This is a genomic window from Corynebacterium mycetoides, assembly GCF_900103625.1.
GTDB classification, from domain to species: Bacteria; Actinomycetota; Actinomycetes; order Mycobacteriales; family Mycobacteriaceae; genus Corynebacterium; species Corynebacterium mycetoides.
Map to the genome: position 1 here is coordinate 1,222,920 of NZ_LT629700.1, position 18,177 is coordinate 1,241,096.

An 18,177-nucleotide genomic window follows, 5' to 3' on the forward strand; every position below is an offset into this window, starting at 1 on the left:
GTAGCCGGAGAGCAGTGTGCTAACACCGGCGGTCCGTTTGGGGATAAAATTAAGTGATATGTAAGCAAACCGAGGGCGATCCCCTTATTCTTCGAGGTTATGACTATGACGAACTCCGCTGACACCACCCCCGCGACTGCGGAACCGCTGCTCACCCGCGCCCTGGACACCCTGGGCAAGGAGATCGTCTCCGGCGCCATGGCCGCAGGCCACGTCTTCACCCTCCACGACCTCTCCTCGCGGTTTAACATCTCGCGCACAGTGTCCCGCGAGGTGATGCGGGCGCTGGAGCAGATGAGGCTGGTGACGTCGTCGCGCAGGGTGGGCATCAAGGTGCTCCCGGCCACCGAATGGGACGTGTTCGACCAGGCGGTGATCCGCTGGCGCTGGGAAAACGACTCCGAGCGCCAGCTCAAGGAGCTTCGCGAGCTGCGCTACTCCGTCGAGCCGGTCGCGGCAGTCATCGCCGCGCGCTGCGCGAACGACTCCGAGATCCAGCAGCTCATCTCTCTGGCCGAGACCATGGTTGACCTAGCGCAGAAGGGGGAGAGCGAGGACTTCCTCAGCGCGGACATGAAGTTCCACACGCTGATCCTCGAGGCGTCGCGCAACGACATGTTCCGCGCGCTGGCCCACTCCATCCTGCACGCGCTGGAGGGGCGCACCGTCTACGGCAAGCGGGATTCGATTCCTTCTGCCGAGGCGGTCGAGGCTCACCTCGCGCTGGCGGAGGCCATTGCAGCGCACGACCCGCAGGGCGCCGAGCGCGCCTCGCGGGTCGTGATGGGCGATGTCGCCTTGTGCGACTGCTAGCCGCCTACAGCATGCAGGACACGCAGCCCTCGACCTCGGTGCCTTCCAGCGCCATCTGGCGCAGGCGGATGTAGTACAGGGACTTGATTCCCTTGCGCCATGCGTAGATCTGCGCGCGGTTGATGTCGCGGGTGGTGATGGTGTCCTTGAAGAACAGCGTCAGCGACAGCCCCTGGTCCACGTACTTGGTGGCCGCGGCGTAGGTGTCGATGATCTTTTCGTAGCCGATCTCGTACGCGTCCTTGAAGTACTCCAGGTTGTCGTTGTCCATGTGCGGCGCCGGGTAGTAGACGCGGCCGATCTTGCCCTCCTTGCGGATCTCGATCTTGGAGGCGATCGGGTGGATCGAGGACGTGGAGTTGTTGATGTAGGAGATCGAGCCGGTCGGCGGCACAGCCTGCAGGTAGCGGTTGTAGATGCCGTCGCGGGCCACGTCCTCCTTGAGCTGGGCCCACTCCTGGGCGGTGGGCACCGCAATTGTCGACGCCTCGAACAACGCCTTGACCTTCTCAGTCCGCGGCTGGAAGTCGGCGGGGTCGTAGCGGTCGAAGAACGCGCCGGTGGCGTACTCGGACTTCTCGAAGTCCTTGAACCGCTCCCCCTTCTCCACGGCGATGCGGTGCGACGCCTTGATGGCCTCGTACATGACGGCGGCGAAGTAGGCGTTGGTGAAGTCGAGGCCCTCCTCCGAGCCGTACTCGATGTGCTCGCGGCCGAGGTAACCGTGCAAGTTCATCTGCCCCAGGCCGATGGCGTGGGAGGCGTCGTTGCCGTCGCGCACGGGCGGGACGGACTCGATGGAGGTCTGGTCGGCCACCGACGTCAGCCCGCGGATGGCCGTTTCGACGGTGCGGGAGAAGTTGTCGGAGTCCATCGTCTTGGCGATGTTGAGCGAGCCCAGGTTGCACGAGATGTCGTGTCCTACCTCGGCGTAGCTCAGGTCGTCGTTAAGCACGGACGGCGAATTGACCTGCAGGATCTCCGAGCAGAGGTTGGACATGTTGATGCGCCCGGTCTTGACGGGGTTGGCGCGGTTCGCCGTGTCCTCGAACATGATGTAGGGGTAGCCGGACTCGAACTGGATCTCGGCGATGGTCTGGAAGAACTGGCGCGCGTTGATCTTGGTCTTGCGAATCCGCGGATCCTCCACCATCTCCTCGTACTTCTCGGTCACGGAGATGTCGGCGAACGGGAGGCCGTAGACGCGCTCAACGTCGTACGGGGAGAACAGGTACATGTCGTCGTTGCGCTTGGCCAGCTCGAAGGTGATGTCGGGGATGACCACGCCGAGCGAGAGGGTCTTGATGCGGATCTTCTCGTCGGCGTTTTCGCGCTTAGTGTCCAAGAAGCGCAGGATGTCGGGGTGGTGCGCGTTGAGGTAGACGGCGCCGGCGCCCTGGCGCGCGCCGAGCTGGTTGGCGTACGAGAAGGAGTCTTCGAGCAGCTTCATCACGGGGATCACTCCCGAGGACTGGTTCTCAATGTGCTTGATCGGCGCCCCGGCCTCGCGGATGTTGGACAGCAGCAGGGCCACGCCGCCGCCGCGCTTGGACAGCTGCAGGGAGGAGTTGATGGCGCGGCCGATGGATTCCATGTTGTCCTCGATGCGCAGAAGGAAGCAGGAGACGAGCTCACCGCGCTGCGCCTTGCCGGCGTTGAGGAACGTCGGGGTGGCGGGCTGGAAGCGGCCGGTCATGATTTCGTCGACAAGCGCGGAGGCGGTCTCCTCGTTGCCGTTGGCCAGGAAGAGGGCGGTCATGGAGACGCGGTCCTCGAAGCGCTCGAGGTAGCGGTGGCCGTCGAAAGTCTTCAGTGTGTACGAGGTGTAGTACTTGTAGGCGCCCAGGAAGGACTGGAAGCGGAACTTGTAGGAGTAGGCGCGCTTGAAGGTGTCCTTGACGAACTGCCAGTCGTAGGCGTCGATAACCTCCGGCTCGTAGTAGTTGTTCTTCACCAGGTAGTCGATCTTCTCCTCCAGGTCGTGGAAGAAGACGGTGTTCTGGTTGACGTGCTGGATGAAGTACTGGTTGGCCGCCTCGCGGTCCTTGTCGAACTGGATCTGCCCGTTTTCGTCGTACAGGTTCAGCAGCGCGTTGAGCGCGTGGTAATCGAGCTGTTCGGCCTGGGAAACGGGCTCTGCGACAGTCTTGCCAAGGGTGGGTGAGGACACGGTGGAAGCTCCTAAGCTGTTCTTTGTTGTTTGTTGCGGCCGTACTTGCTCCGCAGGTGGGCCAGCCGCTCGGCGGTCTCGGCACGCATGGCGCCGTCAAGCTCCGCGAGCTTGTCGACGTCGCCCTGGCCGACCGGCTCCAGCCCCAGTTGCGCCGCGTTGGCGAGCAGCTGGGTGCGCACGTGCTCCACGTCGGATGCGGAGCCCATGAGTTCGAAGTTGTACAGGTGCGGCACACCGCACTTGCGCGAGATCACCTCGCCGGCGAGGCAGTAGTCGTCCCCGAAGTTGGTGTTGCCGGCCGCAATGACGCCGCGGATGAGCGAGCGGTTGTGTTCGTTGTTGAGGAAGCGGATGACCTGGACCGGCACGGGGCGGGGATTCGAGCCGGTGAGCGACGCTCCCCCGCCGTAGGTGGGACAGACGAGGACGTAGGGCTCGTCGACGCGCAGCTCTTCCTCGGTGCGGTGCAGCGGAATGCGGGCGGAGGGCAGGCCGACCTTGTCCACGAATCGCTTCGTGTTCCCGGTGGCCGAGGAGAAGTAGACGAGAAGCATGGGTGCCGCCTTATCTTCCGCCCCGGGCGCCTACGCCGCTTGGGCGAGGCTCTGGATGCGCTCTGGGCGGAACCCGGACCAGTGCTCGCCGCCGGCCTCGACGACCGGGGCCTGGAGGTAGCCCAGCGCCATGACGTAGTCGCGGGCGTCGTCGTCCAGCGTGATGTCGACGAGCGTGTACTCGAGACCTGCCTTGTCGAGGGCCTTGGTGGTAAAGGCGCACTGGACGCAGGCTGGCTTGGTGTAAACGGTGATAGACATAACCTGTGGGCTCTTCCTGGATTAAAAACGGCGGTTCTGACGGGCTCCGATTTCTTCGGAGTAACACCCACAAACACTATACTTTGTGCCGTAATTAGGCAACCGATACTATATATAGTAGTTACACCGCTGGAATTACCAGGATAGACACGGTTGCCGGCCTACATGTAGACCCTAGTACCAGTCGCATGGTCTTACACCGCTGAAATTCCTCCCGGGAACACCAAAACCGCCCCGCCTCCCTTGCGGGACGGCGGGGCGGTTTCGACGGGTTTCCGGCGACTAGCCCTGGCGAGCCTTGAAGCGCGGATCCTTCTTGTTGATCACGAACACCTTGCCGTGGCGACGCACAACCTGGGCGCCCGGCTTGTTCTTCAGCGACCGAAGCGACTTGCGAACCTTCATCGGGCGCTCCTTTCTTTACTCGATTTCCACAACGACCCCTCTGGTCCGAGGGAGTCGCAACACGGAGACAAAGGTTACCGTACCCGCGGCGGATAGCCAAAAACAGTGCAGCCTGCCTGAACTACAATGGCCCACATGACGCAGCACGACGCCTCCTTGCAGGAATCCATCATCGAGCAGCTGGGGGTCACGCCCACCATCGACGCTACCTCAGAGATCACCGCCCGCGTGGACTTCCTCGCCGACTACCTGAAAGCCGCCCGCGCCCGCGGCTTCGTGCTGGGGATCTCGGGAGGCCAGGATTCAACGCTGGCGGGCCGGCTTGCTCAGCTGGCCGTCGAAAAGCTGCGCGATGAGGGCGAGCACGCCACCTTCGTCGCCGTCCGGCTCCCCCACGGAACCCAGAGCGACGAGGCCGACGCCCAGCTCGCCCTGGACTTCATCCGCCCCGACGAACGCGTCACCGTCAACATCGAGCCCGCCACCACCGCGATGAGCCGCGCGGTCGCCGATGCGCTGGGCGTGGCCGCGCTGGGCGACTTCAACAAGGGCAACGTCAAGGCGCGGCAGCGCATGATCGCCCAGTACGCCATCGCCGGCGAGCGCGGCCTGCTGGTCATCGGCACGGACCACGCCGCGGAGAACGTCACCGGGTTCTTCACCAAGCACGGCGACGGCGCCGCCGACCTCCTCCCCCTGGCCGGGCTGAACAAACGCCAGGGCGCAGCACTCCTGCGCGAGATGGGCGCCGACCAGCGGCTGTGGGAGAAGGTGCCCACCGCCGACCTGGAGGAAGACCGCCCCGCCCTGCCCGACGAGGAGGCGCTGGGTGTGACCTACCGCGACATCGACGATTACCTCGAGGGCAAGCCGCTTGCCGACGCCCCCCGCGAGCGCCTCGAGCACCTGTGGCGCGTGGGACAGCACAAACGCCACCTGCCTCCCGGCCCGCACGACAACTGGTGGCGCTGACGCTCCCCCCTTCGCCCTTCCGCCTAAACTCGGACGGTGCAACTTGCCCCTCTTCCGCCTCAACTTGCCCCTAGTTCGGGGTGTCTGAGTTTAGGTCGAGGCGCAGGACGAGACGCGCCGCCCGCACCAGCGCGTCGCCGTAGCTCGGCCCGTGCGTCAAGGCGTGTACAGCGAGCGGGTGAAGCTGGTGCGCGGGGATGCGGCGGCGCCAGTCGCGTCCAAGGTCGCCGGATTCCAGATAGCCCTGGACAATCGCGTCATAGTGCGGGGCGCCGAACAGCTCGAGCATCGCGATGTCGGTCAACGGGTGCCCGCCGTGCGCCGCAGGGTCAATAAACCGCGGGCCGCGATCCGAGAACAGCAAATTGCCGGACCACAGATCGCCGTGGATGCGCGCGAGCGGGGCCTCATCGTCCTCCCGCAGCAGCGCGTCGCACGCCTGCGACACCAGATCCACGCCCTCGCCGCTGAGGTTGCCGGCGTCGTGGGCTTTGCGAGCGAATGGCAGGACGCGCTGGTGGACGTAGAACTCTGCCCACCGCGCCGTTGGTGTGCACTCTTGCTCCACCCGCCCGATGAAGTTCGGCCCGTCCCACCCCTCCGGAGGAGCGCCAAAGGCGGACGCACCTGCCGCGTGGATCTTCGACAGTTCCCGGCCCGCCTCGAGCGCGGCCCGACGGGTGGGGCGCGCGGAGTCGACTCGTTCAAGGGTCAGTGTGTTGGCGGCGACATCGAGGTCGTAAACCTCGACTACTGCATCGCTGCCCTCGCGCAGCCAGCGCAGCCCTGCAGCTTCCGCTGCGGCCGAACCCGGCGCGCTGCCCTGCTTCCTAAACATGTGCCGCCTCCAGGTCAAGCAGGTGTTGTTTGATGCTCAGGCCGCCGCGGTAGCCGCCGAGGGATCCGTCGCTACGCAGCACGCGGTGACAGGGAACGACAATCGGCAGGAGGTTGGTGGCGCACCCGCTGCCCACGGCCCGCACCGCCTTCGGATTCCCCAGTCGGCGCGCGAGCTCTGAGTAAGACTGCGTGCGCCCGTAGTCAATGCCGCACAGCGCACGCTGCACCGCCCCCCGGAAACCGGTGGCCAGCCGCCAGTCGAGAGCAATGTCGAACTGGCGACGCTCCCCCGCGAAATATTCAGCGAGCTGGGCCTCCGCCTCGGGGGCGTCGTGCTGCGCCGCATGCTCCCCGCTGCCGTCCTGCAATGCGCGAAGCACCGCGTCGAAATCCTCGCACTCGAAGGCGACGCGGGCGAGACCGTCCTGCGTAGCGACGAGCAGCAGATCACCTATCGGCGTAGAGGTAGTGGACCAGCGAAACGGCATACCGCCACATTCTACCCAGTGCCGACAACGGTGAGCCAGGCATCCTCGCGGAGTTTGAGACACCGCATGCGGTATGAATCTACGGTTGCCGTATACCCCCTACGGGTATAACGTCGACGGTGTGACTCCCGTGTATGTGAGGGATTTGATCATCATGGCCGTCGCGACCGATTCTGGCCGATACCCTTCGACCGTAGGAGCACTCGGGTTGGAACGAGAAGGAGCAGAAAGAGGATGAACGAGAGCCATGCTCGCCACGGCGCCAACGTGGACGAGCACCATGAGCACCACGACCACGCGGAACACGCCGGCCACGCGGAACACGCCGGCCACGCGGAACACGCCGGCCACGCGGAACACGCCGGCCACGCGGAACACGCCGGCCACGCCGGCCAGTTCCGCAGACTCTTCTGGATCATGCTGCTCATTTCGATCCCGGTCGTCGCGTTCAACGACATGTTCGCCGACATCATAGGTTACGACCTGCCGGACGCGGGGTGGGTCTGGTGGGTCTCACCGATTCTCGGAACCGTCGTCTATTTCTGGGGCGGCTGGCCCTTCCTCACCGGCGGGCTGAGCGAGATTCGCGACCGCAAGCCCGGGATGATGCTGCTGGTCTCCCTGGCGATTACGGTCGCCTTCCTCGCGTCCTGGGGTGCGAGCCTGCACCTGTTGAGCCACGAGTTGAACTTCTGGTGGGAGCTCGCACTGCTGGTGGTCATCATGTTGCTGGGCCACTGGATCGAGATGCGCTCCCTGGCCCAGACCACCTCCGCCCTTGATTCCCTGGCGGCGCTGCTTCCCGACGAAGCGGAGCGGGTCGAGGGCGACGAGGTCACCACAGTCGCACCTGCGGATCTGCGAGTTGGCGATATCGTGATCGTCCGCCCCGGGTCGTCTGTACCTGCCGACGGCCACATCGTCGACGGCAGCGCCAGCATGGACGAGTCGATGGTCACCGGCGAGTCCGCGACGGTGCGTCGCCAAGCGGGCGATCATGTCGTGGCCGGCACCATCGCGACGGACTCGGGGCTGCGCGTCGAGGTGACCGCCACCGGCGACGATACTGCCCTGGCCGGAATCCAGAAGCTCGTCGCCGATGCGCAGGCCTCGTCGTCACGCGCGCAGCGAATCGCCGATACCGCGGCGGGCTGGTTGTTCTGGTTCGCGCTGGGAGCCTCGGCCATCACCGCGCTCACGTGGACGCTGCTGGGGATGCCGGAAAGCGCGGTCGTGCGCACCATCACCGTGCTGGTCATCGCCTGCCCGCACGCCCTCGGCCTCGCGATCCCGCTGGTCGTCTCCATCGCCACGGAGCGCGCCGCCCGCGGCGGGGTGCTGATCAAGGATCGGCTCGCGCTTGAGTCCATGCGCACCGTCGACGCCGTGCTGTTCGACAAGACCGGCACGCTGACCAAGGGCGAGCCGGCCGTCACCGCGGTCGAGCCCGCGGAAGGATGGGACAAGGACACCGTGCTCGCCCTCGCCGCGGCGGCTGAGGCGGACAGCGAGCACCCGCTCGCCCGCGCCATCACCGGCGCCGCCACCTCCGCGGGGCTCCAGGTGCCGCGGGCCTCTGACTTCTCCTCGTCGCCGGCCGTGGGGGTCCAGGCCACCGTCGACGGCTCCGTCGTCCAGGTCGGCGGACCCCACCTCCTCGACCAGCAAGGCCGGGATGAGCTTCCGGTGGCCAGCCAGTGGCGGGAGGAGGGTGCCATCATCTTGCATGTGCTTGCCGACGCCCACGTGATCGGCGCCCTGCGCCTCGCCGACGAAATCCGCCCCGAGTCCCGCGACGCCGTCGACGCACTGCATTCCCACGGCGCGCAGGTCGTCATGATCACCGGCGATGCCCAGGCCGTCGCCAACACCGTCGCCGCCGAGCTCGGCATCGACCGTGTCTTTGCCGGGGTCCGGCCCGAGGACAAGTCCGCCAAGGTCAAGGAGTTGCAGGACGAGGGCATGAAGGTCGCAATGGTCGGCGACGGCGTTAACGACGCGCCCGCCCTCGCCCAAGCGGACGTTGGCATCGCAATCGGCGCCGGCACCGATGTGGCTATTAGCTCGGCGGGCGTCATCCTCGCCTCTTCCGACCCCCGGTCGGTGCTCTCGGTGATCGACCTCTCCCAGGCGAGCTACCGCAAGATGCAGCAGAACCTGTGGTGGGCCGCCGGCTACAACCTGATCTCGGTTCCGCTGGCCGCGGGTGTCCTGGCGCCGATCGGATTCGTGCTGCCCATGAGCGTGGGCGCGCTCCTCATGTCCGCCTCCACCGTCATCGTGGCCCTCAACGCCCAGCTGCTGCGTCGTCTCGACCTCACCCCGGCCGCGAGCACAGCCAAGTTCCTCGGTCGAACACCGGCGCAGTGAAGTGTGAACAAGGCCCGGGCGTTGCTAATGGGTGGAGCTAAGGGGATTCGAACCCCTGACCCCCACACTGCCAGTGTGGTGCGCTACCAGCTGCGCCATAGCCCCTTAAAGAGTATGAAGTTGTGAAAGTGGAGCTAAGGGGATTCGAACCCCTGACCCCCACACTGCCAGTGTGGTGCGCTACCAGCTGCGCCATAGCCCCGAGAACCGGGTGCTGCCCCGCAGGACAACTTCGTTTAATATACACACGCCCGTCCGGGGGCAACAAATCCCCTGGACGCACGTAATCCCGCCCCCGACAGGCGGGAGGGCGGGATTGTGGAAGATGCGGCGTTACTCGGCGGCGACGTCCACCCAGTTGGTGATCTCGCTGCCGGTCACCAGGTCCTCGCCGTCGCGCATCACGCGCGGGGTGTAGGCCTCACCGGTCTTTTCGTTCTGGTAGTCCAGGTTGGCCTGGCCCGTGGCGGTGGCCTGTTCGGCAAACGCGCCGTCCCGGATGTCCTGGACGGCCTCGTCGCTTGCACCGAACTCCTTGGCACGGTCGGCCAAGTCGTCGTTGTCCACCTTGTTGTACACGCTCTGCTGGTTCTCCAGCAGCCATGCGCGCAGGTTCCACAGCGCCTCGGCATCGCCGTGCGACGCCAGCGCGAGCTCAGCGGCCAGGGCACGCGTGGAGTGGCCCGGGCTGTACTGGTTTCCCTGGCGGTCCAGGATGGTCATGGGGTGGACATTGACGGCGAGGTCCCCGGCCTGGATTCGCTCGAGCGCGTGCTCGTCTGTCTGGGTGGCCAAGTCGGCGCAGTAGGAGCACGAGAAGTCCTCGAACAGGTCGACAGACGGCGCGTCATCTCCGCCGTCGGCCGCGGCGAGCGTGAAGTAGGGGTCCCCCTCGTTGTAGCTGACTTCGAGGTTGTCGGCCTGCACCATCTCAGCGGCAATGGCTTCGCCGCGTTGCGCGCGCCCGTTGAAGACAATCAGGCCGATGACGAGAGCGGCGATCGCAATCACTGCTAGAAGGGCCCAGAGGAACCCTGCGCCGCCCTTGTCGTTGGGGTTTTGCACCTTACGCGTGGTCACGTTTCATACACCTTTACTTTGATGACTCGTACACAACTACCCCGTATCTTAGGGGTAAAGCGCCCATTTCTTAAACGGACGGTAGATCATAAACACCGTGATCGCGATGTAGAACACGTCGCGGCCCATCGTCGCCAAGATATTGGTCCCCTCTTCGGTCGGCTCAGGGCTAAAGCACCCGCAGTCGATCACGAGCCCGCGCGACCAGGCCGACCACAACCCAATGATGAACAGGGTGAGCACCCCGATGGAAACCCAGCCCGCCGGGCGCAGCTTGATGCCCAAGAGCAGGAGTAATCCCCCGGCGAGCTCCAGCGGGCCGATGATGCGCGCCAAGAGGTCGGACCACGCCGGGGTGAAAATTTCGTAGGCCCGGATCGTCTGGGTGACATCCATATGAGCGCCGAGCTTCGACCACCCGGCGGAAATCCAAATGTACGCCATGAAGAAGCGGGCCGAGGCGGAGAGAATGTCGAGGACTACCTCGCGGGTGCCGTTGACGCGATGAGTTTGGGTCACCCCCCACACCTTAATGCAGGGGGATGGGCCGGGACAGTTGTATAGGTGTGAGTTGGGGCATCACTGTTCCGCACACAGAGACGTCGCTACTCCCCCAAAACCTCGCTGACCAGCGCCTGCGCCTCCTCCTGCACCTGCTTCAGGTGGTCGGCGCCGCGGAACGACTCGGCGTAGATCTTGTACTTGTCCTCCGTCCCCGACGGCCGCGCGGCAAACCAGGCGTTTTCGGTCGTCACCTTGAGCCCGCCGATGGCGGCCCCGTTGCCCGGCGCGTCGGTGAGCTTGGCGGTGATGGGCTCACCCGCCAGTTCGGTGGCTGTGACCTGCTCGGGGGAGAGCTTCTTCAGTGTTGCTTTCTGTTCGCGGTTGGCGGGGGCGTCGATACGCGCGTAGTCCGGCTCGCCGAACGTCGACGCCAGCTCGCGGTAGCGCTGCGAAGGTGTCTTGCCCGTCACCGCGGTGATCTCGGCGGCGAGCAGGTCGAGGATGAGACCATCCTTGTCGGTGGACCAGACGCTGCCGTCGTGGCGCAGGAAGGACGCGCCGGCGGATTCTTCGCCGCCGAATCCGATGGTGCCGTCGATCAGCCCGGGCACGAACCACTTGAACCCGACCGGCACCTCCACGAGCCTGCGCCCGAGGGCGTCGACGACGCGGTCGATCATGGACGACGACACAAGCGTCTTGCCCACGGCCGTGTGCTCGCCCCACCCCGGGCGGTGCGCGAAGAGGTAGTCGATGGCCACGGCGAGGTAGTGGTTCGGGTTCATCAGCCCGGCATCGGGGGTGACAATGCCGTGGCGGTCGGCGTCGGCGTCGTTGCCGGTGGCGATGTCGAACTTCTCGCGGTTGGCTACGAGCGACGCCATCGCGTCGGGGCTGGAGCAGTCCATGCGGATCTTGCCGTCGGTGTCCAGAGTCATGAACCGCCAGGTGGCGTCGACAAGCGGGTTGACCACGGTGAGGTTGAGCTTGTGGGCCTCGGCGATCGCCTGCCAGTAGTGCACGCTCGCCCCGCCCATCGGGTCGGCGCCGATGCGCAGGCCCGAGCCGCGGATCGCGTCCAGGTCCACCACGCTCGACAGGTCGCCCACGTAGGAGGCCATGAAGTCGAACGTGCCTGCCCGATCGTCGAGCACGCCGCTTACCGACGTCCGGCTGACACCGTCCAAGCCCCGCCCGATGTAGTCGTTCGCCCGCTGCGCGATCCAGTCCGTGGCGTCCGTGTCCGCGGGGCCGCCGTTGGGCGGGTTGTACTTGAACCCGCCGTCGCGGGGCGGGTTGTGCGAGGGCGTGATCACGATGCCGTCGGCGCGCCGCGGGTCGGTGCCGGTCACTCCCCCGGGCAGCGACGCGTTGTGGGTGAGGATGGCGTGGGAGACGGCCGGGGTGGGCGTGTAGGCCCCCGCGGCGTCGACAAGCACGTCGACGCCGCCCGCGATGAGGACCTCGAGGGCGGAGACCATCGCCGGCTCCGACAGGGCGTGGGTGTCGCGGCCGATGTAGATGGGCCCACCGATGTCGTTGGCCCGGCGGTAATCCACGATCGCCTGCGTAATCGCCAGGATGTGCTGCTCGTTGAACGCGTTGTCCAGGGAGGACCCGCGGTGGCCCGAGGTGCCGAACGCGACCGCCTGCCCCGGATCCTGCGGGTCGATCTCGCGGGTGTAGTAGGCGGTCACGACTTCTGCGATGTCGATCAGGTCGTGCGGCTGGGCGGGCTGGCCCGCGCGTTCGTGTGCCATGGTATCGGTGCTCCTTGGACGAGGTTGCGTGTCTCCTCCAATCATTCCCGCACGCGGCGGATTTCGCCACGACCCGCGGGGCTAGACTATGGCGCATGATGACACGCGCAGTCCCCGAGCCCGTGGTCGTCGGTGCGGGGGCGGCACTTGGCGCGGTTGCCCGCTATGGGGTCATGCTCGCCGTGCCGGCGGCGTCGGTGGTGCTCCTCATCGACGCTGTCGCGTGCCTGGCCATGGGGTTCTTCGCCCCCGGGAAATTCTGGGGCATGGGGGTCCTCGGGGGCTTCAGCACCTGGTCCGCGGTCGCCGTCGCCGCTGCCCGCAGCTCCGCCATTGGGGCGCTGGCCACCCTGGTCCTGTACTTCGTGGTCTGCGTGGGGGCTTGGCTGCTTGGCGACGCCTGGCGCACCCGTTCAAGGCGCCGCCCATGATAGTCAGCGTGCTCCTTGTCGCAGTGGGCGGGTTCATCGGCGGTGTGTCCCGCTGGGCGCTGAGCCACTTGCCGGGGGCGACGACCGGCACCTGGGCGGCCAACGTCGTCGGCTCGGCCGTGCTCGGGTTCGCCGTCGCCGCACCCGGGTGGTGGCCGTTGCTGCTGGGCACGGGGGTGGCGGGCGCCCTGTCGACCTTATCGACGCTGGCGCGGGAACTCGGCGAGCTGATCCGCGCCGGCCAGCGCGCCACCGCGGCGCGCTACGCGCTGACCACCGCCGTCGCGTGTCTCGTGTCGGCTTTCTTCGGTCTGCGTTACGGGGCGCTCGCCTTCGGCTAAGGCCCCGTGCGGCTACTCCGCGATCGCGTCGAGCGGCGGGGTTTTCGCAGCTCGTTGGGCGGGCCACAATGCCGCGAGAATGCCGACCACGATCGACCCGCCCAGCATCGTGCTGACGAGCGCCCAGGGGATCACGATCGCGTTGAGCCCCTGGCTCTCCAGCACCGTGAGGAACGCCCAGCCCAAGCCGAGGCCCATGAGGATGCCCATCAGCGCACCGAAGACCGCCATCTGCACCGACTCCAGGATGATCATTGTGCGGATCTGCCCGCGGCGCGAACCGACGGCACGCAGCATGCCGATCTCCTGGCGACGTTCGATCACTGAGAGGGTGAGCGTGTTGACAATGCCGAGGATCGCGATAACCACCGCCAGAGACAGCAGGGCGTAGAGGATGAACAGCATCTGGTCAATCAGCGACGCGACCTGGCCGCCCATCTCCTCCGTCGATCGGACCTGCACGACGATGTCCTGCTTGACCGCCTCCTCCAAGTTGGACCGCAGCGCGGCGTCGTCGACGCTTCCGTCGTTGTTCACGCCCACCATGATCAGGTTCACGGCGTCGGCCGGCGCCACCTGCGTGGCCAGCGAGTAGCTGACGACCGGCCCGTTGATCATGTTCGATTCCCCGAACGTTCCAACAAGCGTCGCCTCCACCTCCTTCGGGGACACTGCGGGGGCCGTGATGGTCACGGTATCCCCGACGTTCCACCCGCGCTCTGAGGCCCACGCCTCGGGGGCGATGACGGCGTTGTCGCCGAGCTCCAGGCTTCCCTCGACCGTCTCCAGGTTCATCAGCTCTGCCGGGTCTCCCTCGAACACGGGCGTGGCCCCGTACGGGCCGAACTGGTACGCGTACTCCCCGTCGACCGCGACCGGGAGCTCCGCGTACGCCACGACGTCGCCCACGCCGTCGACGTCGGCCACACGCTGCGGAAGGTCCGCCGGAACGGGGAAGCCGCCGCTGTCCGGCCCCGTGAGAACGTAGTCGGCGGTGATCTCGTTCTCCGTCACGTCCGCGACCGACTGCTTCATCGACGCCCCGAGCATGCCGATTACCGTCACTAACGCGATGCCGAGCATGAGCGCGAACGCCGTGGCGGCCGTGCGGCGCGGATTCCGTCGCGTGTTTGTCGACGCCAGGCGCCCCATCGCCCCGAAAGGCAGGCCGATGAGCCTTCCCAGGGGCGGGACAAGCGGAAGCGAAAACGCCGGGCCCGCCAGGAACATGCCGGCAATAATGCCGACGGCGGCCACCCCGACCAAGATCGCCCGGTTGCCGGTGGTGCCGTCCTCCCACGCCATTCCCGCCGCGGCTGCGACGACCGACGCCGCGATGAGCACCACCCCCATGATGGTGCGCCCCTTCAGCGGCTGCGGGGAGGCGGATTCGCTCGAGCGCATCGCTTCCACCGGCTGCACCTGCCCCGCCCGACGCGCGGGCGCCCACGCGGAGAGCATGGTGACGATTACGCCGACAACCACCGGCACCACCACGGCTTGGACGGAAAGACCCACTCCCCCGTCCGGCAACTCCATCCCGTTGGCGCCCATCACGGCCTTGATCACCGCCACCAACCCCGCTCCGGCGACAACGCCGAGCACGGAGCCGATCAGGCCGACGATGAACGCCTCCACCGCGACGGAACGGGTGATCTGGCGTTTCGACGCTCCCAGCGCGCGCAGCAGCGCGAACTCCTTCGTGCGCTGCGCGACGATCATGGAAAACGTGTTGGCGATGAGGAAGGTCCCGACCAGCAGGCCGACCAGCCCGAACGCGATGAGGAAGTAGCCGATGAAGCTCAGGGCGTCGCGCACCTGCTTGGTGGCTTCGTCGGCAAGCACCTGCCCCGTGTCCACCTTCAGCTCCGGGTGGGAGGAGCGGACAGCGTCCACCAGTTGCTCCGGCGACGTGCCATCCGCTGCCGACAGGCTCACGCGCGGCACCGCGGCGCCGTCGGTGTAGAAGTCGCTGTAGGTTTCAGGCGCCACCCTGAAAGCCAGCGCCGAGCTCGGGGTCATCTCGTCCTCGTAGAACCCGACGACGGTAAACGTGTGGCGCGCCTCCGCATCGACAACGATGAGCTCCTGGTCCAGCGCGATCCCGTACTCCTCGGCGGCGTTCTGGTTGAGTACGGCCTCACCGATAGCTTCGGGCCCGCGGCCGTCGACAAGCTCGGGCGCGGTGCCTACAACCTGCTCGGGCGGATAGTACACAGTGGCCGAGGAGCTGCCCTGGCGCGTCTGAATCGGGTCGCCATCCGTGGTCGCCGCGATGACGCTCGTGCTGCCCACGACGTTGACATGGTCGACGCCTTCGAGAGCCCTCAACTCATCCACCGTGGCGGTAGGCACGCCCGGCATTCCCTCCCCGGGGCCAGCAACAACGTCAACACCCTCAAACTGCGAGCTCACGGCGGTGCTGAACGTGCGCTCGAGCATGTTCGTGAACATCAACGAACCCGCGATGAACGCCGTGCCCAACACCACAGCCAGGACGGTCAGGGCGAGGCGGAGCTTGTGGGCGAGGATGTTACGCAGCGACACCCGCGTCATAGCAGAACCCATTTAACCCTCGATTCCCGACATGACCTGCAGGATCGACTCCATCGTCGGGTCGGTCAGCTCGTTGACGATGGAACCGTCGCGTAAGAAGATCACGCGGTCCGCGTACGAAGCCGCGCGCGCGTCGTGGGTGACAATGACAACCGTTTGGCCATCTTTGTCCACAGCATTGCGCAGAATATCCAGTACCTCGGCCGAGGCGTTCGAATCGAGATTGCCCGTCGGCTCGTCCCCGAAGATAATCTCGGGTCGGCTGACCAGAGCGCGCGCGCAGGCGACACGCTGCTGCTGCCCGCCCGATAGCTCACTGGGACGGTGGCCCAGCCGCTCCGCAAGGCCGAGGCGGCTGGTGATCTCCTCGAACCATGCCCTGTCGAGCTCGCGGCCGGCGATATCCGCCGGCAACGTGATGTTTTCCTCCGCAGTGAGGGTGGGCACAAGGTTGAAGGACTGGAAGATGAACCCGAGGCGGTCGCGCCGCAGATCCGTCAGGGCGCGCTCACTGAGATCCGCAAGCGAGGTCTCCCCGATGTACGCGGCGCCGGAGGTGAAGGAATCCAGCCCCGCCATAGTGTGCATCAACGTCGACTTACCCGAGCCGGAAGGACCCATGATGGCGGTGAACTGGTTGCGGTTGAACTCCACCGTCACGTGGTCGAGCGCCACAACGGCAGTGTCTCCCTCTCCGTACTGTTTGTACAGGTCGACGGTACGCGCGGCGGCAGCCGTGCTGCCGTACGCAGTTTCCGGATCTCTGTCTTCTGCCCGGTGCTTCGCCATCATCGTCCTTGCTGCTCCATTCTCTGTTGGCCGTCCAGCACATCGTACGTGTTCGACCGGACAAGCCATGTGACGAAACGGCGGGGAGGTGCGCTCGGGGTGCGAGGGGTTCGCGTCTCGGGCGGTGGGGGGGGTGCGGGTGATTTTTGGACGGTTTGTGGTGATTTCTGGTGTTTCCCGGGGGCGAATGCTGACCTGCACGTGCTGATGAACCGCGTAAAAGGGTTGACGAGCCGCGCACGGTCTCGACTGATCAGCAAGTGCTCGCCAGCATCTGGGCGCGCGCGGCGGAACTCGATGGAGGTGGCACTGAGTCCGCATTGCGGACTTTTCGGCGGGACGCTCTCCGCTCACCGCCTGACGGCCCGGAGTTATGAGCCGGACCTTGTGAGAAGTCCGCAATGCGAGGTTGTTGGCTATGTTGCGGAAGTAGTCCGCTTTGCGGGCTATACGATAGCTGCGATTCGTGCTCGGCGGGTTTCACCCACTAGCCGGTGATTGTGGGAAGTCCGCAATGCGGAGTTCGGGCGGGCTGCGATCCGCCAGCAGCCACGGGTCGATCTCCGCGAATAGTACGCAGTGCGGACTTCTTGCCCTGTTGTTCAGCGCCCGGCACGTCTCGTGGTGGGTTGCACCGATAAGCCCCCACTTGTGGGAAGTCCGCAATGCGGAATTCGTGACCGTGGATGGTGGGGAGCGAGTCCGCATTGCGGACTTTTCTATGTACGCGACCCGTACGCAGCGAAGCAAACCCATTAACCGAATGTTGTGGGAAGTCCGCAATGCGGAGTTTGTGCAAGTGGTCGGCGGCACGTAACCCCCGCAGGTCCGTATTGCGGACTTTTGTGGCGGGGCGTTCTCCGCGCACCACCGCGCGTGGAGCCGCAGTCATTAGCCGCTGCTTGTGGAAAGTCCGCATTGCGGACTTTATGTTTGCAAGGGAACAATAGCGGAAACTCCGCAATGCAGAGTTTCCGCAGACCACGATCCGCGCATCACCGTGCTCGTCGGGGCTCCATTAACCGACGCTTGTTGTAAGTCCGCAATGCGGAGTTTTCGGGGTGCAGCGCCGCGCGGAAAATCCGCATTACGGACTTTTTGCTGTGTTGTTCCGCGCCCGGCACGTCTCGTGGCGGGTTGCTCAGATAAGCCGTCACTTGTTGAAAGTCCGCAATGCGGAGTTTATGCAGACCACGATCCGCGTATCACCCTGCTCATCGGGGGTTCCATAAGGCGTATGCGGTGGGAAGGCCGCAATACAGTATGCCCGCAGGCAACGATTCGGGCATCCCCGTACTCGTCTAGGGATCCATTACTCGTCGCTTATTGAAAGTCCGCAATGCGGAGTTTTCGGGGTGCAGCGCCGGACGGTAAGTCCGCATTGCAGACTTGTTGCTGTGTTGTTCCGCGCCCGGCACGTCTCGTGGTGGGTTGCTCCGCTAAGCCGTCGCTTGTTGAAAGTCCGCATTGCGGACTTTTCGAGGGATGAGAACCGCACGCCGTGGGGTTAACGCGTTAGCCGTTGCTTGTTGAAAGTCCGCAGCGTGGAGTTTCTTTCTGCGAGTGGTTGCCGGCCAGCTACTCCTGCGGGTCCGCGGTGCGGACTGCTCGAGAGATCCGATCCGCGCACAGCGGGGCTCTAACGCACTAATCAAATGCTGCGGGAGGTCCGCAACGCGGAGTACCAGATTGTGGCCGCACCCGACGACTCCGCTTTGCGGGGTTTACGGTAGGGCCACGGTGCGGGTTTAGTGTTGCCGGGTGGTGCCACCGCCGTGTGTGCGCATATGTGTGTGCCCCGGTCACCAGTCACCCTGTGGTGGGGGTGTGGTGGCCGGGG

The 18,177-nt window shown here is 65.7% G+C and carries 16 protein-coding genes and 2 tRNA genes; 5 read left to right on the forward strand and 13 right to left on the reverse strand.

From position 1 onward, the window contains the following. Positions 1-99: 99 nt before the first annotated feature. The gene (locus BLS40_RS05890) at positions 100-813 is read left to right on the forward strand and encodes a FadR/GntR family transcriptional regulator (RefSeq protein WP_231908396.1); all 714 of its coding nucleotides are present in this window, start codon (positions 100-102) and stop codon (positions 811-813) included. A gap of 4 nt (positions 814-817) precedes the next feature. On the opposite strand, the gene nrdE is transcribed toward BLS40_RS05890, so the two are convergent. The 4 genes from nrdE to ykgO all read right to left on the reverse strand — a co-directional run bounded on the left by nrdE (position 818) and on the right by ykgO (position 4,206). Continuing rightward, positions 818-2,983: a class 1b ribonucleoside-diphosphate reductase subunit alpha gene (gene nrdE / locus BLS40_RS05895; RefSeq protein WP_092150010.1), complete on the reverse strand. Its 2,166-nt coding sequence runs from the start codon at positions 2,981-2,983 to the stop codon at positions 818-820. An 11-nt stretch (positions 2,984-2,994) separates the two neighbouring features. After that, complete coding sequence (nrdI, locus tag BLS40_RS05900; RefSeq protein ID WP_092150013.1) at positions 2,995-3,540, reverse strand: class Ib ribonucleoside-diphosphate reductase assembly flavoprotein NrdI; 546 nt, start codon at positions 3,538-3,540, stop codon at positions 2,995-2,997. 30 nt (positions 3,541-3,570) lie between these two features. Then, positions 3,571-3,801: a glutaredoxin-like protein NrdH gene (nrdH, locus tag BLS40_RS05905; protein WP_092150016.1), complete on the reverse strand. Its 231-nt coding sequence runs from the start codon at positions 3,799-3,801 to the stop codon at positions 3,571-3,573. Between the two features lie 282 nt (positions 3,802-4,083). Further along, positions 4,084-4,206 carry a type B 50S ribosomal protein L36 gene (gene ykgO / locus BLS40_RS05910; RefSeq protein ID WP_012732041.1) on the reverse strand — a complete coding sequence of 41 codons (123 nt, stop codon included), beginning with the start codon at positions 4,204-4,206 and terminating at the stop codon, positions 4,084-4,086. Between the two features lie 135 nt (positions 4,207-4,341). Between ykgO and nadE the strand changes: the two genes are divergently transcribed. Next, positions 4,342-5,178, forward strand: a complete 837-nt coding sequence (gene nadE / locus BLS40_RS05915) for an ammonia-dependent NAD(+) synthetase (RefSeq protein ID WP_407922393.1) — start codon at positions 4,342-4,344, stop codon at positions 5,176-5,178. A gap of 70 nt (positions 5,179-5,248) precedes the next feature. Here nadE and BLS40_RS05920 read toward each other — a convergent pair whose 3' ends face one another. Both BLS40_RS05920 and BLS40_RS05925 read right to left on the reverse strand, forming a co-directional pair. Beyond that, positions 5,249-6,016, reverse strand: coding sequence for a fructosamine kinase family protein (locus BLS40_RS05920; protein ID WP_092150022.1), 768 nt, complete (start codon positions 6,014-6,016; stop codon positions 5,249-5,251). Beyond that, entirely contained in the window at positions 6,009-6,506 is a 498-nt protein-coding gene (locus BLS40_RS05925; RefSeq protein WP_092150025.1) for a methylated-DNA--[protein]-cysteine S-methyltransferase, read from the reverse strand. Before BLS40_RS05925 ends, BLS40_RS05920 begins: the two co-directional genes overlap by 8 nt. Before the next feature lie 234 nt (positions 6,507-6,740). Between BLS40_RS05925 and BLS40_RS05930 the strand changes: the two genes are divergently transcribed. Further along, a complete protein-coding gene (locus BLS40_RS05930; RefSeq protein WP_092150028.1) occupies positions 6,741-8,876 on the forward strand; it encodes a heavy metal translocating P-type ATPase in 2,136 nt (711 codons plus the stop codon). 32 nt (positions 8,877-8,908) lie between these two features. Here the strand turns inward: BLS40_RS05930 and BLS40_RS05935 are convergent. The 5 genes from BLS40_RS05935 to pgm form a co-directional block, all read right to left on the reverse strand. After that, positions 8,909-8,981, reverse strand: a tRNA-Ala gene (locus tag BLS40_RS05935). Positions 8,982-9,005: 24 nt separating this feature from the next. Next, a tRNA-Ala gene (locus BLS40_RS05940) sits at positions 9,006-9,078 on the reverse strand. 131 nt (positions 9,079-9,209) lie between these two features. Then, on the reverse strand, positions 9,210-9,956 hold the full coding sequence (locus BLS40_RS05945; protein WP_092150031.1) for a DsbA family protein: 747 nt from the start codon (positions 9,954-9,956) through the stop codon (positions 9,210-9,212). 48 nt (positions 9,957-10,004) lie between these two features. Continuing rightward, positions 10,005-10,475 carry a MauE/DoxX family redox-associated membrane protein gene (locus BLS40_RS05950; RefSeq protein ID WP_092150034.1) on the reverse strand — a complete coding sequence of 157 codons (471 nt, stop codon included), beginning with the start codon at positions 10,473-10,475 and terminating at the stop codon, positions 10,005-10,007. Positions 10,476-10,561: 86 nt separating this feature from the next. Then, positions 10,562-12,220: a phosphoglucomutase (alpha-D-glucose-1,6-bisphosphate-dependent) gene (pgm, locus tag BLS40_RS05955; protein ID WP_092150037.1), complete on the reverse strand. Its 1,659-nt coding sequence runs from the start codon at positions 12,218-12,220 to the stop codon at positions 10,562-10,564. A gap of 95 nt (positions 12,221-12,315) precedes the next feature. Here pgm and BLS40_RS05960 point away from each other — a divergent pair, with 95 nt between their 5' ends. Further along, the gene (locus BLS40_RS05960; RefSeq protein ID WP_092152200.1) at positions 12,316-12,651 is read left to right on the forward strand and encodes a CrcB family protein; all 336 of its coding nucleotides are present in this window, start codon (positions 12,316-12,318) and stop codon (positions 12,649-12,651) included. Further along, positions 12,648-12,992, forward strand: coding sequence for a fluoride efflux transporter FluC (locus BLS40_RS05965; protein ID WP_092150040.1), 345 nt, complete (start codon positions 12,648-12,650; stop codon positions 12,990-12,992). The genes BLS40_RS05960 and BLS40_RS05965 overlap by 4 nt, the downstream gene beginning before the upstream one ends. 12 nt (positions 12,993-13,004) lie before the next feature. Here the strand turns inward: BLS40_RS05965 and BLS40_RS05970 are convergent, their stop codons facing one another. Together BLS40_RS05970 and BLS40_RS05975 are read right to left on the reverse strand one after the other, a co-directional pair. Then, entirely contained in the window at positions 13,005-15,560 is a 2,556-nt protein-coding gene (locus tag BLS40_RS05970) for an ABC transporter permease (RefSeq protein ID WP_092150043.1), read from the reverse strand. Further along, complete coding sequence (locus BLS40_RS05975; RefSeq protein ID WP_092152201.1) at positions 15,561-16,337, reverse strand: ABC transporter ATP-binding protein; 777 nt, start codon at positions 16,335-16,337, stop codon at positions 15,561-15,563. Positions 16,338-18,177 lie beyond the last annotated feature (1,840 nt).